Source organism: Yoonia sp. BS5-3, assembly GCF_038069655.2.
Taxonomy (GTDB): domain Bacteria; phylum Pseudomonadota; class Alphaproteobacteria; order Rhodobacterales; family Rhodobacteraceae; genus Yoonia; species Yoonia phaeophyticola.
On the sequence record NZ_CP150951.2, the window covers coordinates 2,215,026 to 2,240,515 of the forward strand.

Below are 25,490 nucleotides of genomic sequence, written 5' to 3' on the forward strand. Positions count from 1 at the left end.
GATCAACTTTGACGAAGCATTGTGCGTTTGGAAAGGGTTAAGCCCTGCCCGCGAAGATCACGGGCAGGGGCAGCCATTAGATTTTGTCGTCGCCGACGAAGTCTGACAGCAGCTTTTCGTTTTTGGCTTCTTCCAACCGCTGAATGCGGTCTTCGGACAACCGATCATCGAAACGGTATTTCACGAAATTGACCAGTGCCAGGGTCAAAAGCAGGATGCCGATGCCCCAGTAGCCCTTGGTCGAAAGTGGCACATCTGGCGACAGATAGAGCGAGAGCCCCAGCATGAAATAGGCAACCAGAACGGCAAAGCCGTTAAAGAACATGATCATCGTGTTGTCGGAACGGGTCGGATTCATTGTTTTATCTCCTTAATCGAACGGTGTTGTTACTTTTGTTTGGTTTTGAGGCGCTTGAGGACGTCATCGGCGGTTGACCGTGTAGCGGCCCCAAACCCTGCATCGGCCATGCGATCTGCGATCGTATCGCCAGCCAAGTCGCGGTTGATATCTTGTAGGATTTCGCTGCGTTCAAACGGGTCGTCTTTGCCTAGCACACGGTTTATCAGCTCTTCAGCTTCTTCGACGGCCCCGTCTTGTAGACCTGTTACCGTCATCTGAACTTGCATTTTTTGTTCGCGGCGAACAGCGCGGGCCTGAATTGCACCCTGTTTGAGGTCGATAATCCGGCGATGCCCGCTTTCGATGGAACTGCGCAGGCGGATCACTTTTTGATCAAGCCGATCCAGGGTTTCGCCACGGATGGTTTTTTCGTTTTCCATCGTCGCAATGGCGCGGGCGGCCTCATGCGCCATGTCTTCACGATCACTGTCCAATGCTTCCTTCGCGCGTTTGGTCAGATCGTTGATCCGCGTCTTTAGCGCAGCATATTGTTTTTCTTCGGAACGTTGACGTTGGATCAGGCTGGCCAAGGTGCCTTTTGCGGCACGTAGGCTGGTTTCGCTTTCGCGGATCTTTTGATCGATCAGTTCAATGGCAAAGGCGTCGCGGACCCGGTCTTCGGCGCGCGCATTTTGCCCATGAATTAATGTAGCAAGTGTCTTGAGCATCTGTATCTCCAGTAAATGAACATCGTTCAAATATTGAGATAGCGATGCTGACGCTGGATTGCAAGGGAATAATGAACGATGTTCACACTTTTTTAGGAGCTCGTGATTTGTCGTAGGACAAGCGCGATCATCCGTTCGATTTCATCGGTCGGTACGCCGGCGCTTGCTTCGTCCAGACCCAATAGGACGATACCATGGATCGATGAGAAAAGCGCGCGGGTCAAAAGTTCTAACTCATGCGCATCACGGTCCGGGAAGATGACCTGAAGCGGGTTCGCGATATAGGCAAAGAGTTGACCCATTTCTTGCAGGTACCAATCCGGTGCGGCCTCACCGGGCGCACGCTCTACGTCAAAAAGCGCCCGCCAACTGAGGTGATTTTCCGCAGCAAACCGGTGATAGGCTTGCGCCATAATCACCAATTGTTCAGATGGGTCCTGCGGTGCTTCTGCCAAGGCGGCGGCGACATCAGCCCCCAGTCGGTGAAATGTCCGTGCGTTTACCGCCAAGACTAGATCAGTCAAATCGCCGAACACATTGTAAATGGCGCCGACAGCGCATCCGGCTTCTGATGCCAAGTCGCGGGCGCGTAAAGCTGATAACCCTTTTTCCGAGATTGTCCGCTCGGCGATCAAAATCAGGTTTTCACGTAATGCCGCGCGCCGCGCTGCCACTTTCCCAGCCATATGCACCCTCTGCCTGAACCTTTGTTGGTTGTAGGCCAAGAGATAGTGCATGGAAAGGGCCGCCGCATTTACAGGCGCTGCGCGCCTAAATCTTGCCATTCAAGTGGGGGAGGAAGCGCGAAAGATGCGCAGTCAACCCTGAGCACCCGTCGCCCTGAGGGCACCCTTGCCGGTTTGGAGCAGTGTAGTGTCAGCATTTTCAAAACCAGAACATCGCCCCGTTGCGCCTGGCAAATTTCGATGGGCAGTTTTCCTGCTTCTGTCTCGGCCGCCGCCGCAGTAATGATCCCCTTTTTGTGGCTGCCCAAAGCAAGCGCCATTGCCCCATTGTCTTCATCTGTGTCATCCAAATGGACACGCACGAACAACATGTTCTCAAGCACCTGTTGCGGGGGTTCACAATGCCAAATGCCCGACTTTTGCGTCCAGTTCGTATAACCCGGCAAATTGGCCCGATCCTTTACCGCGATCACCCGATCTTGGTGCCATGGAACACCCCAATTGGTGGCTTCAGATTTGTTAAAAGCCACAGTTCTGACCGGATGCGTTTCGGCGTCGATCCACCTTAAGGCCCTTAGCAGAGTGCCGTCTGCGCGCAGGGCGTGGGTCAGCGTCGTTGATCGTGCCAAACGTGCCCCAGCCTTGGTTTGGGACGCTGCGGCTTGATCAAAGAGCTGCAGGTCTTGTTCAGAGATCGCTTGCCTTAGCCAAAGACGCCCCTCGGTTTCGAAGGTTGTCTTCGCGCTTTGCCGGGCCATGCTTGCGCCACTTGTCATTTGATTAGCCTTCTTTGACCGGCGCGCCCCCCGCAAAGGTGTTTGTGTCATGATAGCTGATCGGTTCTTCCTGCATTTCAAGGTGCAGCCCGTTCCCAGTATAGGGGTTGGCCCGGGCAAGCGCTTCGTCAAAATCGATCCCAAGGCCGGGTGCAGTGGGCACCGGGATATAGCCATCCTCGACAGTGATGCTGTTTTTGATCAGCGCGTCATGGAAGGGCGTTTCGATGGTTTCGGCCATCAATATGTTTGGAATTGATGCGGCCAGCTGCACATTGGCGGCCCATTCCACCGGACCGGCATACAGGTGCGGCGCGATCTGGGCGTTGTAGACTTCAGCCATCGCGGCGATTTTTTTCGTCTCCCAGATCCCCCCGGACCGGCCAAGCGCGGGTTGCAAAATTGTTGCCGCGCCGCTGCGCAAGACCGGGGCAAATTCAGCTTTTGTCGTCAGGCGTTCGCCTGTGGCAACGGGGATGCTCACCGCTGATGCGACCTTGGCCATGGCGTCGACATTGTCTGGTGGGATCGGCTCTTCGTACCAAAGCGGCGAATAGGGTTCGAGCGCTTTGCCCAGCCTAATCGCGCCGCCAGTTGAGAATTGACCATGTGTGCCGAAGAGCAGGTCCGCCTTGTCGCCTACTGCCTCGCGGATCGCTTTGCAGAAACGGACCGACAGCGCAATATCATGCATCGACGGCATATGCCCGCCCCGAATGGTGTAGGGTCCTGCCGGATCAAATTTGACGGCTGTGTACCCTTTCTCAACCATATCGGCGGCGACTTCTGCCGCCATGTCCGCGCTTGCCCAGAAATCTGGCAGTGGGTGTGATGGCCGCGGATAAAGATACGTATATGCCCGGATGCGTTCGTTCACCCGCCCGCCAATCAGCGCATGAACAGGCCGGTCCCGATCCTTGCCTAAGATGTCCCAACAGGCCATTTCAAGTCCGGACCAGGCGCCAATGACAGTCAGGTCAGGGCGCTGCGTAAAACCTGCCGAAAAGACCCGGCGATACATCAATTCGATATTTTCTGGGTTTTCGTCTGCCATATGCCGGGAAAAGACATCGTGGATGACGGCCTTCATTGCCTCTGGCCCTATGGAAGAGGCATAGCATTCGCCGTAACCGACGACCCCGGTGTCGGTTGTTACCTTGGGAATGATCCAATAGCGCCCGCCCCAACCGGGGGCCGGCGGTGCTGTGACGATGATATCAAGATCGGCAAGTTTCATACGTGATGCCCCTTTGAGCGGCCGGCAAGACGGGTTTGACCCATCCGGCATAGCACTGGTGTTCAGTTAGTCGAACACAATCACGTTGCGCTTGGCACTGCCAGTCTTTGTATCGGCAATTGCCTCATTAATCTGCTCTAAAGGCCAGCGCCCCGAAATAAGCTCGTCCAGTTTGAGCCGCCCCTGTTCATAAAGATCGACCATCCAGGGGATATCCCGCGAGATCACGACATCGCCCATCTTTGAGCCGACCATCCCTTGCCCGGTTGCTGCTAGCATAACGGGTTCATAACTGGACATTGCACCCGAATGGGGCATGCCGACCATGATCACCTTTCCGCCGTTGCTAAGATATTTAGGTGCAGTGTCATAGGCCGGGATTGCGCCTACCGTGACAAATACCGCATCTGCGCCGCGGCCAATTGCCTGTTTGGCCGCTCGCCACGGTTTGTCCGTTGTCGCCAAGACCCCGTCGGTTGCACCAAAGTCACGTGCGATGGCCAGTTTCTCTTCGGACATGTCAACAGCAACGATCCGGCGGGCACCCGCAATGCGTGCGCCTTGAATGGCATTCAGACCGACGCCGCCCGCGCCAATCACAACCACGTCCTGTCCAGCTCGCAGGGCTGCCGCATTCACGACCGCACCCACCCCTGTGATCACGCCGCAAGCCAAAAGCGAGGCGGCAACCATTTCAATCCCATCTGTCAGTTTGACAACCTGGCTTTGATCAACAACGACCTTTTCAGCAAAGCCGCCCGTATGCATTGCCTGATGTAGGGTTTCACCGTCTGCGCCGGTTAGGGGCCCGCTTACCATGTCAGTTTCGCATGCGACGGGCTTTCCACCCGAACAGGATGGGCAGGCGCCGCAGGCCCGGATCAATGTGACTACAATGGGATCGCCGACTGCAACCCCGCGCACCCCTTCACCAATAGCTGTGATATGGCCTGCGGCTTCGTGCCCATAAACGGCGGGCAAGGTACCGCCCCAGCCCCCGTCGATAAATGAGATATCTGAGTGGCAGATTGCGCAAGCTTTCAATGAAACCTCGACCTCGCCCAATTGCGGGGCGGCGAGTGTGACCGTTTCAATGGTCAGTGGCGCACCAAATTGTCGGCAAACGGCTGCTTTGATTTTGGTCATCGGCTTGTCCTGCTCCCTTGATCTTACAAGACTTTGTGTCGCTACCGGAGCGAACTCAAGCCTGAACGCGACGTTAGGAGGTCTTTGCGCGCTGTGGTCGCGGTGTTTGCAGGAACACTGCAATACAAAAGATCGTCAGCATCGCAGACAGCAAGAAAGGTGCACCCGGCAGATGGATCGGGGCATCCCCGTCCGTGAAATACCAGAAAGTCCGTGTAACGATGAGAGGCGCAACAATTGTCGCAACCGCATTAAGCGAGGTCAGCGTGCCTTGCAGCTCACCTTGTTGGTCGTCCGATGCCGTACGGGACATGATCCCTTGCAAAGCCGGATCGGCGATAGAGCCAAGCGCTGCCAGTGGCGTCAGGGCAAGCACGACCCAGCCAATGGGCACAATGGCAATCAAGGTGAAGGCCAAAACGTCGATGGACAGCCCCAGGAGCACGGTCTTGCGTTCGCCGATCCGGTTTATGATTGGTTTGATCAACAGCCCCTGTACGATCGCGATGCCGATTCCGAATATCCCAAGCGATAGGCCGATCATGCCCGGGCCCCAATCAAATCGTGCAACCCCGAAATAGGCCCAGACGCCCGGATAGACGAAAAACGCGACCGTGTAGACAAATTTGACCAGCATGAGTCGTTTGAGCCCCGGCAATCTGCCGATATTCTTAAACGCGCCAAATGGGTTCGCCCGCCGCAATGAAAACGGCCGTCTCATTTTGTTCGTGACAGTCTCTGGCAGGATGAAATATCCGAAAATCGCATTCGCCCCAGCTAGAAATGCCGCCCCCCAGAAAGGTGCGCGTGTCCCAAATTCGGCCAAAACCCCGCCAAGGATCGGCCCCAGTACAAAGCCAACGCCGAAGGCCGCACCGATCAGTCCAAAATGCGCGGCTTTTTCGTGTGGTTCAGATATATCGGCCATATAGGCAGCTGAAGTTGATTGGGTGGCTGCCGTAATACCCCCAATAATCCGCCCGATGATCAGAAGCCATATCGTATGGGCCAAGGCCATCAACACGTAGTCAAAAGCCATGATCACAAGCGAAATGATCAAGATGGGTCTGCGGCCATAGCGATCAGACAGGTTCCCCACTGTCGGTCCAAAGAGAAACTGCATCACCGCGAAGATCGTTGTCAGCGTCCCGCCCCAGATGGCGGCTTGCCCCAGCCCGTTGCCGCCGACTTCTTGCAGAAGATCGGGCATTACCGGCATAATCAGGCCGATACCCATACTATCCAGCATGACGGAAATCAGGATAAATGTCAGGGCAAGGCGTTTATTCATCGATCCGCAGTTAAACTGTTCAGTTCACTTTGCAAAGGGGCGCTTTCAGACGTGTCGCAAATGTCCGGTCGCTTCAATGAAATTATAGATGTGATTGGCGTATATTTCCGGTGCTTCGACGCAGGGCAGGTGACCCGCGCGGCGCATCAACGTGAATTTCGATCCAGGTATCAAATCAATGGTTTCGCGCACCAGATCAGGCGGCGTCGCCCCGTCTTCAGCCCCTGCAATGCCTAAAGTAGGTACCCGCAGTCCGCTGGTTGGCGTAAAAAAATCCGTGCCAGCAATGGCATGGCACACCCCGATATATCCCTCTTGCGGCGTTGCTTCCAGCATGGTTTGCCAGTTCGACATCGCCGCGCTGCCGTAGAAATCACGACTGAACCATCGCCGCATGATCATGTCTGAAAGGGCGGGCAGACCTTTGGCGGTGATCGTATCGACCCGGTCTTGCCACAAGGGCGGTGTGCCAATCTTGGCTGCCGTATTCGACAATACCAGCGAGCGTATCAGATCCGGTCTTTTCACAGCCAGCCCTTGGGCGATCATCCCGCCGACTGATAGCCCGACAAACATCGCGTCTTTGACCTGCGCTGCATCGCAAACCGCTTCGGCGTCGCCGACCAATTGCCCCATCGTATAGGGCCCATTGGGCACATCAGAGCGCCCATGGCCGCGTTTATCATAGCGGATGATCCGCAAACCCTTGGGCAAAAATGGCAGGATCGGGTCCCACATATGCAGATTGGTTCCAAGCGAGTTTGCAAAGACCACTGGTGCACCGTCTTCGGGCCCTTGGATATCCATATGCAACGTCACGCCGCTGCGCGTGACCTTATCCATCGGGATCACCGATCACCATATGTGCCATGATCTGCCCATGATCAGAGGCGAGCTTGTTATAAGGCGCCTCGGGATGGGAGCCATCGGTCAAGTGGTCGTTCAGCACGCTAAAATATTCCATCTCGCCTATTTTGCCCGTAAATTCTGGTAGAAAATGACGCGACATCAGGATTTGATCGATGCTTTCGAAGACCCCGCCAAAGGCAGATGTGTAGACCATGTCCCGCAAGGATTTCTTTACAAAGAGCTTTTCGGCCGAATAAAGCCGGACCCTATTTATCTTTTCCTGAATGATCTCATTTTCCGCGTCGGAATACCGATCCCGCCGGTCTTTGGCGTCGTGTCGCCGAATCCAGGCATAGTTTTTGAACGGGGCTTCGCCCGTCAAAATTTCAGAGCTAACCGCGTGTTCGCTGTCGTTGAAATCACCCAGCACCATGACCGGATTGCCTGCTTCAAGTTCAGCAAGAATGGCGCGGCGCAGAACCCATGCTTCGGCCATACGCCGCAGCGCTGCCCGAAGTGACCCCATTGCCCGACCAGCCGGATCATAGTTGACCAGATCAGCCTCGGGCGGAAAGGGCGCATCAGGGTTTCTTGGGAATTCGCCCAACTTGGATTTCAGGTGGCAATTGAAGACCGTAATCACCTGGTCATCTACAGGGATTTTAACCTTTAGGATTGGACGGCTGAGCCGCTTGATCTGGTAGGTTCCGCCATCGCTACCATCAAGGTCGCTAAAGGGGACATCCAATGCTTCCGGTAAATCCTGTATGATCTCTGGCTGTCCTTCGAACCCAAAACGCGACAGGATTGCAACGCCGGGCCGCCGCTGCCCGGGACCGCCATCAAAGCTGTTTGGAGCAAATGCTAACGCCGCTTCGGTGTAAGGTTCATAAGCCAGTTTTCGGAAAATCGCCTTGCGCGCGTAACGCTTTGATCTGTCCGGAATATTCGCCTGATTTGCGGCAAGTCCCAGTTCATCGGTTTCGATAATCACGTCCCGCAGTGCGGCCTCGGTAAAGATCTCTTGAAAACACACAATATCGGCATTCATTGTCAGCAATTGGTCTGACAACCACGCCCGTTTCCATGCGTATTCTTCGGGTGTGTATTCCTCGAACCGGTAATATTCTTGTTCGGGATCAATCAGATTTTTGACGTTGAAACTGGCGATGGTGAAGCGGGTCATGACAAGGTCTCCAAGGCTTTGGCGAACACGGCGGCATCTACATTTCCGCCAGTAGCGACGGCGATAACAGCGTCACCCTCAAAGGTGCCAGGGTGAAAAAGTGCCGCAGCCAGCGCTGCCGCCCCACCAGGTTCGACGACGATCCGCAGCCGCTCAAACGCAAGGGCCATGGCGCGCAGACATTCATCTTCGCTGACCACGATCCCCGGTCCGCAATGGGTCTGCATGATCGGAAAGGTCAGATCGCCCGGTTGCGGTGTGATGATCGCATCGCAAAGCGAACCGCTTAGCCGGGTATTCCGCTCAATCTGTCCGCTGGCCAGCGATCGGGTCACGTCATCAAACCCTTCCGGCTCGGCGGGGCGGACCCGCAGCCCGGGCGCTTCTGCCGCCAATGCAAGCGCAATTCCCGAGGTCAGCCCGCCCCCGCCGCAGCAAACGGCCACATCTGCCTGGGTGACGCCCAAGCCCGCCATGTCCTCTGCAATCTCCAGCCCGCAGGTGCCTTGCCCTGCGATGACCTGGGGCTCGTCGAAAGGTTTGATCAGGGTCAGACCTTTTTCATTCGCAAGGCGCGCGCCAATTTCGTCCCGGTCTTCAGTGCCGCGATCATAAAGCACCACTTCGGCCCCCAAGGCCCGGGTATTTGCGATTTTGACTGCAGGTGCGTCACTGGGCATCACAATGACCGCCGGGGTATTATGTTCGCGCGCTGCGAGCGCGACGCCCTGCGCATGATTGCCGCTGGAAAAGGCAATAACCCCGGTCTTCAGCGCGTTGTCAGTCAGGGCTGACACAGCTGACCAGCCACCGCGAAATTTAAATGAACCGGTATGTTGCAGGCATTCAGCTTTCACAAAGACCCGGCGGCCCGCAATTTCATCCAGAAACGGGGATGTCAGGATCGGAGTGCGCCTTGCATGGCCTTGGATGCGTTGGGCAGCGGCCCGGATCATATCGATATTCATGCGTAGTTTTCCTGCCATTGTCTCAGCGCATCGAGCGCTTGGGGTTCATCCAAAAAGGGCACATGCCCGCGTCCGGGTATGTTGGCGCAGATCATGTCCGGGCGTCGTGCGCGCATGGCCTCTGCCGTTTGCGCGCTTAGAAGGTCGGAATTTGCGCCGCGTATCAGCGCCAGCGGCAGGCCAACAAGCGCATCAAAAAGCGGCCAAAGGTCGGGTGTTGGGCTTGCGCTGGCCGCAATCATGGCATCGCGCAGCTTTGGATCGTAACGAATGACAAGACCCTGTTCGGTTTCGCGATATTGGCCCCGAACCTCGGCCAGCCAGCGCTCCATCGGCACATCTGTGAAATCGGTCCAAAGTTTTGCCCGGGCTTCGGCCGCTTCCTGATAGGTTTTTTGTGCCGGGTTGTGCCCGATATAATCCATGATGACATCAAGCCCGGCTTCTTCAATCACGGGCCCAATATCATTCAGTGCAACACCAAGCAGCCGGTCATGGGCCGTGGCAGCTAGCATCATCGCAATGATCCCGCCGCGAGACGTGCCCAGCAGCGCGGCTTTTTCGAGCTTCAGATGACCCATGAGTTCCAAAATATCCCGCGCTTCTTGCGGAACTGTATAGGTGCTGTGATCTGCCCAATCTGATTGCCCGCGCCCCCGATAATCGGGGCGGATAAGCCGCCCCGTTAAATGAGGGGCGACGTGATCAAAATCGGCGGCGTTCCTTGTCAGGCCGGGAAGCGCGATGATGGGGGTGCCGGTGCCCTCGTCAAGGTAATGCAGATTGACACCATCCGAGGTTTGAAAGAAGGGCATTAGCGAAGCTCCGGTATGGTGGTCAGGTCAGGCAAGACATGTTGGGGTGTGCCGTATAGTCGATCCATGGGTTCACCCGCTCGGTTCACCCATGCGGTCTGAAACCCATAGCTCGCCGCACCTGCCGCGTCCCACCCGTTTGATGAAACAAATAAGACGTCAACTGGCGGGCATCCAAAGCGTTGGCCGACCATGTCGTAAACCCGCCTGTCCGGCTTGAAGACGCCGACATCCTGCACTGACAAAACGTCGTCTAGCAAAGATCCGATCCCGGCGGACGATACTGCACCTGATAACATGTCTGGTGATCCGTTCGACAGAATCGCCGTCGTCATGCCCCGTGCTTTCAGTGTTTCTAGCATTTCGGGCACTTCAGGGTAGGCGGCCAATTCCCAGTAAAGCTCTAACAAACGGGTACGGGTCTGCGGGCTGCTTAACCCATTGGCCTCAAGCGCCCAATCTAACCCATCTTGCGTGACCTGCCAAAAATCGCAGTGCTGATCGGCCACCGCCCGCAGCCAAGTATATTGCAATTGCTTAAGCCGCCAATCCCGCGCCACCGCAGGCCAAGTCGTTCTGAGGTCTTCGTGTTCCGGCTCTTGTGCGGCCTGCGCCGCTGCGGCGCCCACATCAAAGAGTGTTCCATAGGCATCAAATACATAGGTCGTCAGCGGCATTGCTACCTCCTGTTTTGGGGCACTGTGTCATGGGCGGGCGAAGCCGAAAAGAGGCAAAGCCATTTGCATTGTGCCCAAGGCAGGCGTAGCGTCACACAACGCCATGATCCAAACATGAAAGATGAATGCGATGAGCCAGGCAAAAGCAGGCGATACCGTCCGAATGAATTACACTGGCACCCTGAGAAATGGCGAGCAGTTTGACAGTTCCGAAGGGCGTGATCCTCTGGAGTTTGTGCTCGGGTCAGGTCAGATTATTGCGGGTCTTGATGCTGCAATTGCTGGAATGGCTGTTGGCGATACAAAGACGGTCAATGTGCCCTGCGCTGACGCTTATGGCGACCTTAACCCGGCGGCCCGCCAGGCGGTCCCGCGCGGCGAAATTCCAGACAATATCCCAATTGAGCCAGGCACCCAATTACAAATGCAAACGCCTCAAGGTCAGGTGGTCCCTGTCACGGTTGCCGAAGTGACGGATACAGAAGTGATACTTGATGCCAATCACCCACTGGCGGGACAGGATCTGACCTTCGCCATCGAGATTGTCGGGATTGATGCGGGTTAACCGTTTGTTTGCTTTTGCGATGGCAGGGCAAGTGGGCGCGCGAATCGTCTGTTAACGTTGGGTTCTGTGGCGATTTCGCCGGTATGGAACCCGTACAAAATGCGTACAGAACCTGTACGTACAAATTTCCGCACGCACCCCGATGAATACTGCGGGCGTTGCGTGGTGCCTACTGTCAGATGAATTTTGAGGTCAGGTCCGAGACTGATCCGGGGGTAGCGTCTTGTATCTTGCAGTGAACGGCAGCTTAGAGCCCGAATTGCATAGTTTCTACGGCGCAGCGAAAGTCCGGTCCAGCTGCACACGATAGCGGTAGTTTGTCAGTCTTGGCTACCCGTCCCCGGCTGAACAAATGGTAGAAACACATCCCTCATGTCTTTCACATGCGCGGTATCTAGTGGCACCTTCAAACGCCAAGCTTTCTTTGTCTGTGCGAAATCTGGATCTTCAAAATAATCCAACACCTCTGCTGGGGACATCCCGCAATCTGTGCATAAGAATAGGTAGGGCCAGCAACTATCCAGCGTCGCTAGAACCTGTTTGCTCAGCCCAAACGAATATTCCTCAAGGAACTGATTGGGTTGGTCTATGGCTGCAAGACGCTCAAATTGAGTCCGTACGTCGAACCGTTCTCTTCTGAGTGTTCCTTTATGGTCCTTGAAGCTTGTGACGTGGAATCGGCCTTCGTGTCTGTAGAAATCCACCTGGCCAAGTCGCAGTACATCACCCCAGCCTCCTTTCTTTCTTTTACCGCTCATAACCCAAGTCATATCCGGACACTGGGCCGTTAGCGCATCCATCACCTGCCCGTATCGCGGGCAATGAAGCGTCAAATAGACGGAGACCTCGGGCTCCTCGTCATCAAACGCAAAGGCCTCACCCACCTGAATTTCCATCCGGTAGTCCCAGAACATGTCGAGGGCATAGCGTTTTTTTCCGAGGTCACGTAAATTCATAGGTCGTATGATTTCGCGGATCAAAGCCTGATCAAGCGTTTCATTGAAGTAACGGGATTCTTGCGGCGGTTCCTCCACCATCGGAAAATAGGGTGACAAGTACGGATCATGGCTGCGCGTGAGGCCTCCGCGGCGCAGCGTAAACACCTGAAACTCATTGTCCCGTCCATTTGAATCTTCATCGTCATGGCAGGACAGAATGCCGTAGGACCCCGGCGCCTTTGCTGCGATCCACTCAAACAGCGCGACCACATCAGGCCAGTCTCCGCCTGCGTGGTTACGACAGCCCATGACAAAGAGCCTCCAAGCGCCATTGATGTTTCGAAAGCTGGCTTCGCACCAATGGCGCTTTGCAAGCTCCTCAATCCGTTCCGCTACTTCGGCACAGACAGCGTCGAGTACGGCGTCGTCCTCATCCTCTTCGCGATACGCCTCTCGGATCGTGGCCCAACCCTGATATTCAATCACTTCCTATCCAGACTCAAACAATTGCATCAGAAGCAGTAAGGCAGAGAAAGGCTTTTGCCTAGCTTATCTCATCTCCTTAGCCGCCATTGGCGCAGCCGCAGCGAAATGGCGGTTTGTCCGCACAGCAGATATCGTGTCGGGACTAAGCGTTTGAAAACTACGCCGCCTTCCAGGTTCAAACCAGATGATCTGGCTGCGGCATCCCCAAGACGTGGAAGCCCCCATCGACCCGGATGATTTCGCCCGTCGTGCAGGCACCGGCGTCGGAGGCCAGATAGACGGCTGTGCCACCGACGGCCTCCAATGTTGCGTTGGCTCGCATCGGTGTGTTCTGCTCTGTGTGTTTGTAAGTCTTGCGCGCCCCGCCGATGGCTGCGCCTGCGAGGGTTTTCATCGGCCCGGGGCTGATCGCGTTCACACGAATGCCTTGTGGCCCCAGGTCGTTGGCCAGATAGCGTGTGGTGCTTTCCAGTGCTGCTTTGGCAACGCCCATCACATTGTAGAAGGGTGTCACCCGATTGCTGCCCTGGTAGGTCAGCGTTAGCAAGGTACCGCCCTCTGGCATCAGCTCAGAGGCTCTGTTTGCCACGTCGATGAAAGAATAACATGAGATCGCGAGTGAGTTTTTGAAATTGTCGCGGCTGGTATTGATGAACCGGCCTGTCAATTCTGATTTGTCCGAAAACGCGATGGCATGCACGACAAAATCGAGGCTACCCCATTTATCTTTGAGCAAGGCAAAGGCCGCATCCATGCTTGCGTCATCGGTCACATCGACATCGACCATCAAGTCGGACCCGATGGATTGCGCCAATGGCTCTAACCGTTTGCCAAATGCTTCGCCCTGATAGGTAAAGGCCAGCTCAGCACCAGCCTCTGCCATCGTTTTGGCAATCCCCCATGCAATCGACCGTTCATTGGCGACGCCCATGATCAGGCCCCGTTTGCCGTTCATTGAAAGTGTCATGAATTTACCCTTGGAACTTTGAAAGCAGCATTGATCCGTTTGTCCCGCCAAACCCAAACGAATTGGTCATCACAGTATCCAGCCCCGCGTTGTCGACGCGGGCTGTTGCGATTTCAGCCGCAGCTAGGGCCGGATCCAGCGTTTCCACGTTAATGGAAGGCGCGATGAAGTCATCCTGCAACATTAACAGGCAATAGATTGCTTCTTGTGCACCAGTTGCACCTTGGCTGTGTCCTGTCATAGATTTTGTCGAACTGATCGGCGGTGTGCTACCCTGTCCAAAGACGCGGCGCACGGCCTCAACCTCGCCCACATCGCCCACAGGGGTCGAGGTGCCATGAGCGTTGATATAGCTGACTTTGCGTCCTTCGGGTAATGTTTCAAGCGCGAGTCGCATCGCCCGCTCGCCCCCTTCACCGGATGGGGCGACCATGTCGTGCCCGTCTGATGTCGCGGCAAATCCGGTGACCTCTGCATAGATTTTGGCGCCGCGTGCTTGCGCGTGTTCCAGATCTTCCAGCACCACAATCCCGCCGCCGCCTGCGATGACAAAACCGTCGCGATCCGCATCAAAAGCGCGCGAAGCTTTTTCTGGCGTATCATTGTATTTCGAAGACATCGCACCCATCGCATCGAAGAGGCAGGAGAGCGTCCAGTCCAGCTCTTCCCCGCCGCCTGCGAACATCACGTCCTGCTTACCAAGCATGATCTGCTCAGCCGCGTTGCCAATGCAATGCAGGCTGGTAGAGCATGCCGATGTGATCGAATAGTTGATCCCCTTGATTTTAAAAGCTGTCGACAGGTTTGCCGAGATCGTTGAAGACATGCATTTAGGCACCGCAAATGGCCCGATCCGCTTTGTCGCGCCTGTGTCTTTCACCATGTTGTGGGCCGTGAGCATCGCCGAGGTAGACGGCCCGCCCGAGCCTGCCACCAGCCCGGTGCGCGGGTTAGAAACAGTGTCTTCGTCGAGGCCCGCATCGGCGATCGCTTGGCTCATCGCAATATGCGCGTAGGCCGCGCCCGGGCCCATGAAACGCAGGGTGCGTTTATCGACATGTTCTTTGATGTCGATTTTCAGGGTGCCTGCAACCTGGCTGCGGAACCCGTGTTCGGCCATCTCTGGGCTGGCTTCGATTCCGGACTTTCCATCCTTTAGTGAAGCGGTCACCTCTGCCGCATTGTTTCCAATGGGCGATACGATCCCCAAACCCGTAATAACAACACGGCGCATGACGCTTCCTCTCGTGGTTTCAAGAGGTGTTTAGGCGAGCCCGGGCGAGGGGGCAAGTCTGGTGGTGATCTCACGCATTCATACCTGGTCTAAGACGCATTATTGCTGGTTGCGCGGCGCATGTGTCGATGCAATCGTTATCCAAACGATGACTAAAGGTGTCATAATGCCCGAATTTTTGTGATTTTTGTGTCCCGCTGAGATCGAGACCGATGCGAGAGCACTCAGCCAATTCCAGCAATCTATATTCCCTATTGTGCTTGATGGCGGTCTGCGGCCACTCGTTCGTAAGCTATGGCACCGTGAACCAGTTCTTAGGACTTGTCGGTTTTAAGCGGGTGCGATGTCCGCCCCTACTACCGATTGAGGTTCAATTATGTCGCTGTCGAAGTTGAATAGACTGTCAATAAAGCTCCCGGCTTTCGTCGCTGCTGTGATAGCAGCGGTTGCGCTGTGTTTGGCAACGCTGACCTATTTCGGTGGTCGCGAAGCCGCGCAGCAGGAGGCGCAGCTAAAGCTGAACTTACTTATTGAAAGCCGCGCTGACGGCTTGCAGGCCTGGTTTGATCAAATCGCGCGTTTGACGCAGACAGTTGCCAGCAGTCCGTCCGCCGCTGCAGCGATGATTGATTTTTCCTCAATCTGGAGCGCCCTTCCGGAAACGGCACGAGAGGACATTCGCCAAGACTACACGACACGTAGCCCTTACGCTGCCGGTGAACGGCAAAACCTTGATCGTGCTGATGGCGAGCATCCTTATCATGAAATTCACGCACGGTATCACGAATTCATGCGAAACGTCAATGAAATCAATCATTTCTATGATGTCTTGCTTGTGGATACCGATGGGAACATCGCCTACTCGGTCTTCAAGGAGAGTGATTTTGGACAAAATGTCATCAGTGGTGCATTGGCCGACTCTGGCATCGGTAGAGTGTTCCAACAAGCAGTTGATCAAGCCGGGGATACGACGCGTTTTTCTTCCTTTGATACTTACGCCCCCAGCAACGGTGCCGTCGCGGCATTTGCGTCGGCACGGATCTATGACGCTTCTGGCCAATTCATCGGTGTCTTAATCGTACAAATCAACGTTGGTGAATTTGAGACAATTTTGAACGATCCCAACGGGCTTGGTGAAACCGCAGAGACATTTATTGTCGATCGTGCGGGTCACATGGTGATTGGCAGTCGGTTCGAAGACAGCGCCCGCGCCTTCGAGCAAATTCCTGTTACAGATCATATCGCTGCGGCCTTACGCGGAGAAACGGCGTATCTCGACGCTGCGGTAGGTCTCTCGGACCCATCCGTCATGACGATTTCCCAACCAGTCGTTTTGGGGGATACCTCCTACGCTCTGGTTGCCGAGGAGGCGCAGTCTGAAATATTTGCTCATCTGCGAGAACAGCGCAATTGGATTGTGATCGTATCGATTTTGCTGATTGCTGTCATGGGCACGCTTGCATGGGCCTATATCCGCACTGTCACGGCGTCGCTAAAAAATCTGAGCCACGAAATGGGGCTTATATCAGATGGTGATTTTGGGTTGACTGTTTCGGCCACGAAGCGGCCAGACGAAATCGGCGATATTGGACGTACACTTGTGGACTTTCAATCCAAGCTAGAAATTGCGGCCGAACAGGAACGGCAGCGCGAACACGCACAGATTGAACAACAAGAGGTTTTGGACACGTTACGCCGAAGCCTCTTGGGACTGGCGGATGGCGATTTGTCCAAAAAAATCGATCAAGAATTCAGCGTGCAGTATGATAGCTTGCGCAAAGACTTTAATGATACAGTTCAAACGCTTAACCGGACGATTTCACATGTGGTAGAAGCCGCAGGCAGCATTCAGCATGGTGCAAACGAGATCAGTCAAGCCTCGGACGACCTCTCAAACCGCACAGAAAACCAAGCGGCAACTCTTGAACAAACGGCCGCTGCACTTGATCAATTGACGGCCAGCGTGAAATCCGCCGCCGATGGAGCCAAATCGGTAGAAAACATCGTCACCGAAGCGCAAGCTGAAGCCGAAGAAAGCGGCAAAATTGTTGGTGACGCCATTGCTGCCATGAACGAAATTGAGAAATCGTCAGAACACATTTCACAAATAATCGGTGTCATCGACGACATCGCATTTCAGACTAATTTGCTGGCCCTGAATGCGGGAGTAGAAGCCGCGCGCGCTGGTGAGGCGGGTAAAGGTTTCGCCGTCGTTGCTTCTGAGGTACGTGCCTTGGCGCAACGTTCTTCCGAAGCTGCCAAAGAGATAAAGGCTCTGATCAGCGGGAGTGAAAAACAAGTTGAAAAAGGCGTAGAACTTGTTGGTGGCGCTGGAACAGCACTCGGCAACATTGTTCAACGGGTTACGCATATTTCCGAGTTGATCCGCAGTATCTCGACTGGCTCGGCTGAGCAGGCCATAGGTCTGGGTGAAATTAACATTGGGGTCAACCAACTTGATCAAGTCACACAGCAAAACGCGGCGATGGTTGAGCAAGCGACTGCAGCCAGCCACGTGTTAAGGACCGATGCGACACGACTTCAGGAGTTGGTCGATAAGTTTGATACTGGCAAATCGACCAATGTTGTCAGTTTCGACACCGGCGGAGACATGAGGGGAAAGGAAACGCCGGACGTGGAATTTCAAGCACCGTCTGTGGTCGAATTTGACCCGGTTCCCGCCGCTGCAAACAAACAACACGCGGGAGGCGGGCAAATGAATGTCGCGGTTGCCCAAGGCGATTGGATCGATTTCTGACTTTTATTTAGCGGTTTGAGAAAATCAGTATTGAAAGGGGAGCGTAGCAGTGCCGACGGCAAAGATAGTCATCGCAACGCCGTATGCTGAAGACCTGCGTCGTGTTCAACAGATGCTTAGGAAGGCCGGCGGCCTGAGAATTGTGGCTCATGTTCCTGGGTTGATGGAGCTATTCAATAAGGTGGAGCATGACCCGCCCAATATGGTACTCATCGCGGAGGATCTTTGCGGAAGTGCAGACTTTGAACTCATCGTGACCTTGTTTCGGGCACTTGATGTTCGTTGGATGAAATTCGGTAGCGTGAACAGGAGCTCGTTCAATGGGCAAATTGGCCTCCAAGAGAGCAAAGCAGGACTGTTTCCGGTTGCTTTGGACGGCAAAGAAGACCTTTTCCTAGCGCAATTGAGGTCTGTTCTTCTGGCGCGGCAAAATGCAAGTTTGCCCACTGTTTCGAAACGGCCCGCTGCAGCAAGATGTTACAAACGTATGATTTTGATAGGATCGTCGACTGGTGGTGTGGATGCTTTGAAAACCGTTCTCTCAGATTTTGATATCGATTGTCCCCCAACAGTTGTCGTGCAGCATACGAGCCAAGGTTTTGGCAGGGGGCTTGTTGCTGTTCTCAACCGATCGTGTGCTGCGGATGTCTGCGCTTATACACCGCAGATGCCTTTGGAACGAGGTACGGTCCATGTCATTGCTGGAGTTGACCATCACGCAGTCTTTACCGATCGAGGTAAATCCAACCTAGAGCCTAACTACGACCCACCAATGTCAGGTCACCGGCCGTCAGTTGATAAGCTGTTTTTGTCGGCGGTCCCATACGCGAGGGAGGTTGTTGCCGTCGTTTTGACCGGTATGGGACAGGACGGTGCCCAAGGTTTGCTGGCATTGCGAAATGGCGGTGCTAGGACAGTCGCGCAAGATCAGGAAAGTTCGGTTGTTTATGGCATGCCAGGCGCGGCATGGTCGATGGGCGCCGCTATGCGGCAATTGCCTCTTAAAGATATCGGTTCGGGCCTATTGGCCGAAGCTGAAAGGTAAATAAAAAGTGACTTACGGCACCGAAACGACGAATGGAAGCATGTCGCGTAATATAACTGTCATTCAGGGGTCCATTGAGATTTCTGACGACCCAACTGTAACGCTGACGACCATTTTGGGTTCGTGCGTTGCTGTTTGTATGTGGGATGAAGAAATGAAGGTCGGAGGCATGAACCACTTCCTGCTGGCAGAAGGCCGAGATCACAATGCTATCAAATATGGAGCATATGCGATGGAGATGCTGATAAACAGGCTGGTCCGCGCAGGTGCGCGTCGGAACTGTTTGCAAAGCAAAGTTTTCGGAGGGGCCGCCGTATCAAATTTTGCTAGTGATATCGGCAAAAAAAACGGTGATTTTGCGATCAACTTCCTCAATACAGAGGGTATCCCTTGCCTTGGCCAAAGTCTGGGAGGCACAAAGGCGAGGCGGGTGAGATTTGTTCCAACTACGGGCAGTGCGCAGATGCTTTTTGTGTTACCCACAGAAGTCCAGACAGAAAAGCCATCAGAAGCTGGAATAGCTGCGGATATTACAATGTTCTAGGATAGCGGGTAGACCGCCGCTCTGGTACCTGAAGCTAAACTCGGCGTCTGATTGGAACTTTCCGTCGTGGTTGCTGCCAGCTGGAAACGAACGAGATGAATGTCGCGGGTGCGTTCAAATTGTAGCTACGTCCTGATGCCGTGAGGGCTGGGGCTTCAATGGCATTCAATCTTTTGCCGGGGATATCTCTTATTACTTTTAGCGTTCGGCAGAAGGGAGAGGCAGCGAAACCGTCATTCGAGTTTAGGGCCGAACGCGCACCGATAGATTTTCGTTTTACATGGCAACGGATCCTGCGAGCAACTGCGTCGATTGTTGTCACCGTGCATAGACCCTAGGTATGTTCAAGGTATCCAATCACACTACGACTGTGGTTCGTTGCTTCTGACCCAGCCCCCTAATCCGGGCCGCTTAGGTGTAGAATCCGTTCCGGCTACTTTCTGTTGGTTTGGTTGTGGTCAAGGCCTGCTGAGCGGAGCCTTTACGGAGCTCACGCGAGGCAGGCCGGGGTGTTACGGTTGAGATTGGCGTAGACGGCCCGAGCCAGCCCGCCTACAGATGTGTGCGGTGTTTCTGTATTGTGGTCGATCCTCCAGTTTTGAATGATCCGGCGCGCCTCAGCGAGGTTGCCGAAGATGTATTCATTCAAGCATTCGTCGCGCAGCTGGCCCTTCGAGCTTTCCCAAAAGGCATTCTGCATTGGTTTTCCGTGCGCGATGTAGTGCCCGCCCACGTCCGTGTCCTGGCGCCATCTAAGCACGGCATGCGATGTCATTTTCGTCCCGTCGCCAATGGCTCTCGGACCCGTGGCGCATCCATTGGCAACTCGGAGACCATCATGTCGGGCTGGCCGCGCCTGCGGATCAACTCATCCCGTTCACGGGTAATGCGGGCATCAGACAAGGAACGATCCACGACTGTTGCCAGCGCCTCGCCCGCGCAATCATCCACGATGCACAACAGACACATTGGCGTAGCGATTTTTGGTTTGCTGATTTGACGCACGGTGCCCCATTTACGGTTCAGAGAGGAACCTTTTCGGCTGACGTCGGTTGGAACGGTTTCCAAATTTGAACAACTTGGATCGCAGGGGCTAGGTGCGTATCTGAGGCATTGAGGTGTGGCTTGGGGCACGGTGACGATTAACCACTGGCGAAGCCGGGACAAACCAGATTGGTGGCGATGTCGCAATTGGGGAAGATACAAACGTCGCTACAGACAAGGCGATGTTTGTACCAGGCTCTATGCGTTCATTTAGGATGGTCTTTGGGACGATGCGGCTTGCACAACACTTAAGCTGTGTTCAGGCTTATGTATGCGACCGGTCTACACCGCGACCCTGACTTAGAACCGATTAAGCGCAGCCGCTTGGACAACACGAGAAGATGACGCTTAGCCTTCGCTTAGCACCACCCGCATGTCTTTGACTTGGTAGATTTCTTCCCCATCGGCCTCAACAGTTCCGTTTGCGACACCCATCGTCAGTCTTCGGGTTTGCAGTGCTTTGGTGAAATCAACCTTGTAGGTCAGCATTTTACGATCGGGTTGCACCATACCGGTCAGCCGCACCTCGCCGACGCCGACGGCCATTCCGCGCCCTTTCCAGCCGCGCCAGCCAAGATTGAAGCCCGTCAATTGCCAAAGCCCGTCAAGCCCGAGACAACCTGGCATGATTGGGTTTCCTGGAAAGTGACATTCAAAAAACCAAAGGTCCGGCGTGATGTCGAACTCAGCCAAAACATGCCCCTTGCCATGCGTCCCGCCGTCATCCGATATTTCGGTGATCCGGTCCATCATCAGCATGGGTGGGGCGGGGAGTTGCGCATTGCCAGGGCCGAACAGCTCTCCTCTGGCGCATTTCAACAGGTCATCTTTGTCAAAACTGGAAGGAAAGTTAGCCATATCAATGGTCTCATTTTTGTCTGCTACGATTGCACCCATCTAGCATTGTGGGCTCTGTAAGAGCAAGAGAATGGTGGATTCATGCCGCTATAGCCTCTTTGCGATTGATCCTAGACCTATTTGTCCCATATTGTATCAGGAGGCAGCGGCAAGAGCGACCATGACTGAGACTCAGACTAAACGTAGTGCAAATTGGCTGGCAGGCGCGGGACTTCGGCCCACACGCCAACGTATGACGTTGGCAAATCTGCTGGTTGGCGACGGGAATGACCGGCATGTTACGGCCGAAAGCCTTTTTGAAGCGGCCACTGACGCTGATGAAAAAGTGTCGCTCGCCACAGTTTACAATACTTTGCGTGCATTCTGCGATGCCGGTTTGATGCGTGAAATTACAGTCGATGGCGCCAAGAGTTATTTTGACACCAATATGACGGATCATCCGCATTTCTATTGGGAAGATAGTGCAACGTTGACGGATGCACCTGCTGAGCAGCTTGAAATTTCAAAATTGCCAGATGTGCCTGAAGGCGCAGAGATTGCATCCGTTGATGTGGTGATCCGGTTACGCCGGAACTGAATTTCACGGTCCCGCCTTGCGCAAGCAAGTTTGTCGCATCATCCTTCAGTCGGATTTGATAATGACAATTCGTGAGACCTTTTGTGCCTGAAAAACATCGTGAAGATATGGTGCTGTCCTATCATCGGGTGCGCACAGCATTGGGCCTTTTGGGCATGGCGCTCCCCCTGGTTCTGATCATCGGTGGCCTGATGGATTACCGCCGAATTGAGCCATCTATCAGTGATTTTTATCATACCACATACCGCGATATCTTTGTCGGGACCCTTTGTGCCATTGGCGTTTTTTTGATTTGTTATCGCGGCTATGGCCGTGTTGAGGCCGATTATATTGATGACGACTGGTTGGGCACCATCGCGGGGATCTCGGCATTTGGCGTTGCATTATTTCCTAACGAAAGTCCGACGGCCCAGATTGCGACGATGACCCAAAACTTGGTGGGCATCGGCGCCAGCCCGCTTTTTCATTATTCTTCGGCTCTGATTTTCTTCACCTGCTTGGCCGTGTTTTGTTTGAGTAAATTTGCGCGCTCGGCAAAACCACATCGGCGGAAGATTTACCTTTTATGTGGTTGGACAATTGTTCTTTCCCTTATTGGCATTGCCGGGGCTTCGGCGATCAAGATCTTGGGTGATGGGGCCGCCCAAGTCTTTGTGGTGCAATATGGGTTGGTCTTTTGGTTTGAGGCAATTGGCATTTGGGCGTTTGGTTTGTCGTGGCTTGTAAAAGGTCGGGCCGATATCGCTATTTTGAAATTGGCGGGCCACGATCCGGGACCAGATGAAGATGATCCATTGCGTTCTTAAGGCGGATCCTACGATGGTGTTTACCGTCAATTAACCACGCTGGTGCAGGCTTGCCCAATGACGCTTGAGACCCGCCGCTATGTGCCAGGAGGCACTTATTTCTTTACCGTCCGCCTGCAGGATATGACATCCGACCTTTTTGTGCGGGAGGTGGAGCTGCTGCGCAGTGTCACTCGCCTGTGCATGAAGCGTTGGCCTTATAAGATCGCGGCGGCGGTTGTGCTGCCAAGTCAGGTTCACATGATTTGGGTTTTACCAGACGGGGATGCGGATTTTTCGAAGCGTTGGCGTTTGATCAAATCCGGCTTTTCCCGTCACGTACCCGCACCCGACTATGTTGCACCCAGTCAGTTTCGCCGGGGTGAGAAAGGTATTTGGCAACGTGGCTTTTGGGAACATCGGATTCGGGATGTTGCGGATTTTGATCGGCATATGCATGTTATCGCGACTGCACCTGTTCAGGCCGGATTGGTAAAAAGGGTTGGTGACTGGCCGTTAAGTTCGGTGACACAACACAAAAGAAACGCTGAACCAGTGCCCCTTAGAACCACTGTCCCGGCTCAAGCAGACCTAAATCCAATAGTTGCTGAGCTTGCCAATTGAACTTTTCGGATTGCCGCCAGTGAAAGCTATCGATGCTCTGCCGACTGCCCGGGTTGCGGCGCAGCGCCTTGGCCGTTCTGAATGAAGCCACCGCCGCAGTCAGGCTATGGTGCCAGGGGCACGCGATTGTGTTGTATTCTGGGTCATTGAATAACCGGTCCGTAGACATCAGTAGCCCCTGCTTTGCTTTGAACAGCGAAACACGGTCAATCCGTCGCCGTGTCTGTGCGATATGTTCTTCAAAGCGCCAACGCAGCCCTCCAAAGACGTCAAGTTGCCTGTCAAGCGTTTCGCCGGCGATGTCTTGTCGGGCCAAGGCATAATAGCCTGATTTGTCAAAATAAGCGTCATCCGTAGAGACGCCGTTTGGGTGCGTCCCCAGATCACGCGCATACAGATCAACCACATAGCTTGCGACAATATTGCGTCGTTCCTCGGTGACAAAACCCAGCATTTCAACGGCGCTTCGGTCTTTGCTAAACGGGTAGAATAGATATTCGGCGTTGTAGCCGTAATAAACCCAGCGGCCGATCATTGCGGGCATCAGGGTGTTGACCAAGGTGGCCAGCGCGTCGGGGCTGCTGACATCGCAATCAACCCGATCAATTTGTCCATCCAGACCTGTTGGCAGCGCAATGTTACCGTCACCACAGGCAATAATCTGGCTAAATCCCAAATCTAAATGGTGCTTGATTGTGCTTTCGATCTCGATCTCATCCTCGATCAAAATCAAAGCCAGCGGCCCAGACGGGGCAGATTGCCGTAAGGCCACGCTCAAAGCAGAAAGATCAGGATAGTGGGTCATTATTCGGTCCAGCGAAGCGAGCGCCTAAATTCGGTCAATTTGCGCCGCATTGCAAGCATAGCTGTGACCCGTTAGAAGGCGTCCGATCCACCCGCCATGAAGAGTCTGAATATGTCCGCGCCTAAGAAGCTATTTATCAAGACTTACGGTTGTCAGATGAATGTCTATGACAGCGAACGCATGGCTGAGGCGCTGGGCGGTAAGGGCTATGTCGAGACCAAAAGCCCTGATGATGCGGATATGATCCTGCTGAATACGTGTCACATCCGCGAAAAAGCCGCTGAAAAAGTCTATTCCGAACTGGGGCGGTTCAAGGGGTTGAAAGCGGAAAACCCGGACTTAAAGATTGGCGTTGCAGGATGTGTTGCGCAGGCCGAGGGCGAAGAAATTATGCGCCGCCAGCCGCTTGTCGATCTGGTTGTTGGGCCGCAAAGCTATCATCGTCTTCCTGCGATGGATGACGCCGTTCAGACGGGCGCCAAGGCGCTCGACACGGATTTCCCGGATGATGACAAGTTTGAAACGCTTAAAAAGCGCGCGAAAGCCAAGCGCGGCCCGACCGCTTTCTTGACCGTTCAGGAAGGGTGCGATAAATTTTGCGCCTTTTGTGTCGTGCCTTATACACGCGGCGCTGAAGTATCCCGCCCTGCAGATCGTGTGATCCGCGAGGCGCAAGAACTGGTTGAGGCCGGCGTACGAGAAATCACGCTGCTTGGTCAGAACGTGAATGCTTATCACGGCCATGACGATGGCTTGGCCGGGCTGATCTGGGAACTGGACAAAGTCGACGGGCTTGAGCGTATTCGTTTCACGACATCGCACCCCAATGACATGGATGACGCCCTGATTGAGGCCCACGGCACCTGCGACAAGCTAATGCCTTATCTGCATTTGCCGGTTCAGTCGGGATCCGACCGTATTTTGAAGGCAATGAACCGCAAGCATACTGCCGAAGGTTACATACGCCTCATCGAACGTATTCGCGCGGCCCGCCCTGATTTGCTGCTGTCTGGTGATTTCATTGTGGGTTTCCCTGGCGAGACCGAGGATGATTTTGAAGATACGCTGCAATTGGTCCGTGATGTGCATTACGGTCAGGCATACTCGTTCAAATATTCGACTCGCCCCGGCACCCCGGCAGCCGAAAAGCCGCAATTGCCCGATGATGTCATGAATGATCGTCTGCAGCGCTTGCAGGCCCTATTGCGCACGCAGCAGCAACAAACCCAGGCCGCAATGGTTGGACGCGAGGTTAAGGTTCTGTTCGAAAAGGCTGGCCGTGAAACAGGGCAGATGATCGGCAAGTCCGAATATCTGCATGCTGTCTATGCAGAGGCGCCCGCAGACGTGTTGGGGAAAGTATGCATGGTCAAAATCGTTGAAGATAGCCCAAATTCGCTAAAGGGTGTATTGCTGCCTGTTTCGTAGCAATCCTCAAATCCTCGGTTTCGTTTGCGACAACGTTGGCATGCTGAATATTTGGATGCTTCCTGCTCGAATATGTGTCACTCCGGTGACAATTCGGCCTACTGTCTTGCGCCTTGTCTGCAGACTTGCCACC

The 25,490-nt window shown here is 54.4% G+C and carries 27 protein-coding genes; 8 read left to right on the forward strand and 19 right to left on the reverse strand.

Going from position 1 to position 25,490, the window contains the following annotated elements:
- Positions 1-76: 76 nt before the first annotated feature.
- The 12 genes from AABB29_RS11170 to AABB29_RS11225 all read right to left on the reverse strand — a co-directional run bounded on the left by AABB29_RS11170 (position 77) and on the right by AABB29_RS11225 (position 10,699).
- Positions 77-358, reverse strand: a complete 282-nt coding sequence (locus tag AABB29_RS11170) for a hypothetical protein (protein WP_341366834.1) — start codon at positions 356-358, stop codon at positions 77-79.
- Positions 359-387: 29 nt separating this feature from the next.
- Positions 388-1,068 (reverse strand): PspA/IM30 family protein, encoded by a 681-nt coding sequence (locus AABB29_RS11175; protein WP_341366833.1) that lies wholly within the window; start codon positions 1,066-1,068, stop codon positions 388-390.
- Between the two features lie 92 nt (positions 1,069-1,160).
- Positions 1,161-1,754, reverse strand: coding sequence for a TetR/AcrR family transcriptional regulator (locus tag AABB29_RS11180; RefSeq protein WP_341366832.1), 594 nt, complete (start codon positions 1,752-1,754; stop codon positions 1,161-1,163).
- 68 nt (positions 1,755-1,822) lie between these two features.
- Positions 1,823-2,530: a phytanoyl-CoA dioxygenase family protein gene (locus tag AABB29_RS11185; RefSeq protein WP_341366831.1), complete on the reverse strand. Its 708-nt coding sequence runs from the start codon at positions 2,528-2,530 to the stop codon at positions 1,823-1,825.
- A 4-nt stretch (positions 2,531-2,534) separates the two neighbouring features.
- Complete coding sequence (locus AABB29_RS11190) at positions 2,535-3,767, reverse strand: mandelate racemase/muconate lactonizing enzyme family protein (RefSeq protein WP_341366830.1); 1,233 nt, start codon at positions 3,765-3,767, stop codon at positions 2,535-2,537.
- Positions 3,768-3,833: 66 nt separating this feature from the next.
- Positions 3,834-4,913, reverse strand: a complete 1,080-nt coding sequence (locus AABB29_RS11195) for a zinc-binding dehydrogenase (RefSeq protein ID WP_341366829.1) — start codon at positions 4,911-4,913, stop codon at positions 3,834-3,836.
- 73 nt (positions 4,914-4,986) lie between these two features.
- Positions 4,987-6,204 carry a TCR/Tet family MFS transporter gene (locus tag AABB29_RS11200; protein ID WP_341366828.1) on the reverse strand — a complete coding sequence of 406 codons (1,218 nt, stop codon included), beginning with the start codon at positions 6,202-6,204 and terminating at the stop codon, positions 4,987-4,989.
- A 45-nt stretch (positions 6,205-6,249) separates the two neighbouring features.
- On the reverse strand, positions 6,250-7,047 hold the full coding sequence (gene pcaD / locus AABB29_RS11205; RefSeq protein WP_341366827.1) for a 3-oxoadipate enol-lactonase: 798 nt from the start codon (positions 7,045-7,047) through the stop codon (positions 6,250-6,252).
- Positions 7,040-8,239, reverse strand: a complete 1,200-nt coding sequence (locus AABB29_RS11210; protein ID WP_341366826.1) for an endonuclease/exonuclease/phosphatase family protein — start codon at positions 8,237-8,239, stop codon at positions 7,040-7,042. Before AABB29_RS11210 ends, pcaD begins: the two co-directional genes overlap by 8 nt.
- Complete coding sequence (locus AABB29_RS11215; protein ID WP_341366825.1) at positions 8,236-9,207, reverse strand: threonine/serine dehydratase; 972 nt, start codon at positions 9,205-9,207, stop codon at positions 8,236-8,238. Before AABB29_RS11215 ends, AABB29_RS11210 begins: the two co-directional genes overlap by 4 nt.
- Entirely contained in the window at positions 9,204-10,022 is an 819-nt protein-coding gene (locus AABB29_RS11220) for an alpha/beta fold hydrolase (protein ID WP_373636506.1), read from the reverse strand. The genes AABB29_RS11215 and AABB29_RS11220 overlap by 4 nt, the downstream gene beginning before the upstream one ends.
- Positions 10,022-10,699: a haloacid dehalogenase type II gene (locus AABB29_RS11225; protein ID WP_341366824.1), complete on the reverse strand. Its 678-nt coding sequence runs from the start codon at positions 10,697-10,699 to the stop codon at positions 10,022-10,024. The genes AABB29_RS11220 and AABB29_RS11225 overlap by 1 nt, the downstream gene beginning before the upstream one ends.
- Positions 10,700-10,829: 130 nt before the next feature.
- Between AABB29_RS11225 and AABB29_RS11230 the strand changes: the two genes are divergently transcribed.
- A complete protein-coding gene (locus AABB29_RS11230; RefSeq protein ID WP_341366823.1) occupies positions 10,830-11,264 on the forward strand; it encodes a peptidylprolyl isomerase in 435 nt (144 codons plus the stop codon).
- 320 nt (positions 11,265-11,584) lie between these two features.
- Here the strand turns inward: AABB29_RS11230 and AABB29_RS11235 are convergent, their stop codons facing one another.
- The 3 genes from AABB29_RS11235 to fabB form a co-directional block, all read right to left on the reverse strand.
- Entirely contained in the window at positions 11,585-12,688 is a 1,104-nt protein-coding gene (locus tag AABB29_RS11235) for an Imm7 family immunity protein (RefSeq protein WP_341366822.1), read from the reverse strand.
- A 175-nt stretch (positions 12,689-12,863) separates the two neighbouring features.
- On the reverse strand, positions 12,864-13,655 hold the full coding sequence (locus AABB29_RS11240) for an enoyl-ACP reductase (RefSeq protein WP_341366821.1): 792 nt from the start codon (positions 13,653-13,655) through the stop codon (positions 12,864-12,866).
- 4 nt (positions 13,656-13,659) lie between these two features.
- Positions 13,660-14,889 carry a beta-ketoacyl-ACP synthase I gene (fabB, locus tag AABB29_RS11245; RefSeq protein ID WP_341366820.1) on the reverse strand — a complete coding sequence of 410 codons (1,230 nt, stop codon included), beginning with the start codon at positions 14,887-14,889 and terminating at the stop codon, positions 13,660-13,662.
- A gap of 376 nt (positions 14,890-15,265) precedes the next feature.
- Between fabB and AABB29_RS11250 the strand changes: the two genes are divergently transcribed.
- The 3 genes from AABB29_RS11250 to AABB29_RS11260 are packed head-to-tail and all read left to right on the forward strand — an operon-like array spanning position 15,266 to position 19,236.
- Positions 15,266-17,647 carry a methyl-accepting chemotaxis protein gene (locus tag AABB29_RS11250; RefSeq protein WP_341366819.1) on the forward strand — a complete coding sequence of 794 codons (2,382 nt, stop codon included), beginning with the start codon at positions 15,266-15,268 and terminating at the stop codon, positions 17,645-17,647.
- 49 nt (positions 17,648-17,696) lie between these two features.
- Positions 17,697-18,692, forward strand: coding sequence for a CheB methylesterase domain-containing protein (locus tag AABB29_RS11255; RefSeq protein ID WP_341366818.1), 996 nt, complete (start codon positions 17,697-17,699; stop codon positions 18,690-18,692).
- Positions 18,693-18,699: 7 nt separating this feature from the next.
- Positions 18,700-19,236 (forward strand): chemotaxis protein CheD, encoded by a 537-nt coding sequence (locus AABB29_RS11260; protein WP_341366817.1) that lies wholly within the window; start codon positions 18,700-18,702, stop codon positions 19,234-19,236.
- 490 nt (positions 19,237-19,726) lie between these two features.
- Here the strand turns inward: AABB29_RS11260 and AABB29_RS11265 are convergent, their stop codons facing one another.
- The 3 genes from AABB29_RS11265 to fabA all read right to left on the reverse strand — a co-directional run bounded on the left by AABB29_RS11265 (position 19,727) and on the right by fabA (position 21,138).
- Positions 19,727-20,011 (reverse strand): transposase, encoded by a 285-nt coding sequence (locus AABB29_RS11265; RefSeq protein ID WP_341366816.1) that lies wholly within the window; start codon positions 20,009-20,011, stop codon positions 19,727-19,729.
- Positions 20,008-20,241 (reverse strand): hypothetical protein, encoded by a 234-nt coding sequence (locus AABB29_RS11270; RefSeq protein ID WP_341366815.1) that lies wholly within the window; start codon positions 20,239-20,241, stop codon positions 20,008-20,010. Before AABB29_RS11270 ends, AABB29_RS11265 begins: the two co-directional genes overlap by 4 nt.
- 387 nt (positions 20,242-20,628) lie before the next feature.
- A complete protein-coding gene (gene fabA / locus AABB29_RS11275) occupies positions 20,629-21,138 on the reverse strand; it encodes a bifunctional 3-hydroxydecanoyl-ACP dehydratase/trans-2-decenoyl-ACP isomerase (protein ID WP_341366814.1) in 510 nt (169 codons plus the stop codon).
- A gap of 160 nt (positions 21,139-21,298) precedes the next feature.
- Between fabA and irrA the strand changes: the two genes are divergently transcribed.
- From irrA to AABB29_RS11290, 3 genes are all read left to right on the forward strand, one after another.
- Positions 21,299-21,715, forward strand: a complete 417-nt coding sequence (gene irrA, locus AABB29_RS11280; RefSeq protein WP_341366813.1) for an iron response transcriptional regulator IrrA — start codon at positions 21,299-21,301, stop codon at positions 21,713-21,715.
- Positions 21,716-21,786: 71 nt separating this feature from the next.
- A complete protein-coding gene (locus AABB29_RS11285) occupies positions 21,787-22,521 on the forward strand; it encodes a hypothetical protein (protein ID WP_341366812.1) in 735 nt (244 codons plus the stop codon).
- Between the two features lie 57 nt (positions 22,522-22,578).
- Positions 22,579-23,124, forward strand: coding sequence for a transposase (locus tag AABB29_RS11290; protein WP_341366811.1), 546 nt, complete (start codon positions 22,579-22,581; stop codon positions 23,122-23,124).
- On the opposite strand, the gene AABB29_RS11295 is transcribed toward AABB29_RS11290, so the two are convergent.
- Positions 23,063-23,929 carry a hypothetical protein gene (locus tag AABB29_RS11295; RefSeq protein WP_341366810.1) on the reverse strand — a complete coding sequence of 289 codons (867 nt, stop codon included), beginning with the start codon at positions 23,927-23,929 and terminating at the stop codon, positions 23,063-23,065. The genes AABB29_RS11290 and AABB29_RS11295 overlap by 62 nt on opposite strands.
- A 111-nt stretch (positions 23,930-24,040) precedes the next feature.
- Here AABB29_RS11295 and miaB point away from each other — a divergent pair, with 111 nt between their 5' ends.
- Positions 24,041-25,357, forward strand: a complete 1,317-nt coding sequence (miaB, locus tag AABB29_RS11300) for a tRNA (N6-isopentenyl adenosine(37)-C2)-methylthiotransferase MiaB (protein ID WP_341366809.1) — start codon at positions 24,041-24,043, stop codon at positions 25,355-25,357.
- The last annotated feature ends 133 nt before the right edge of the window (positions 25,358-25,490 follow it).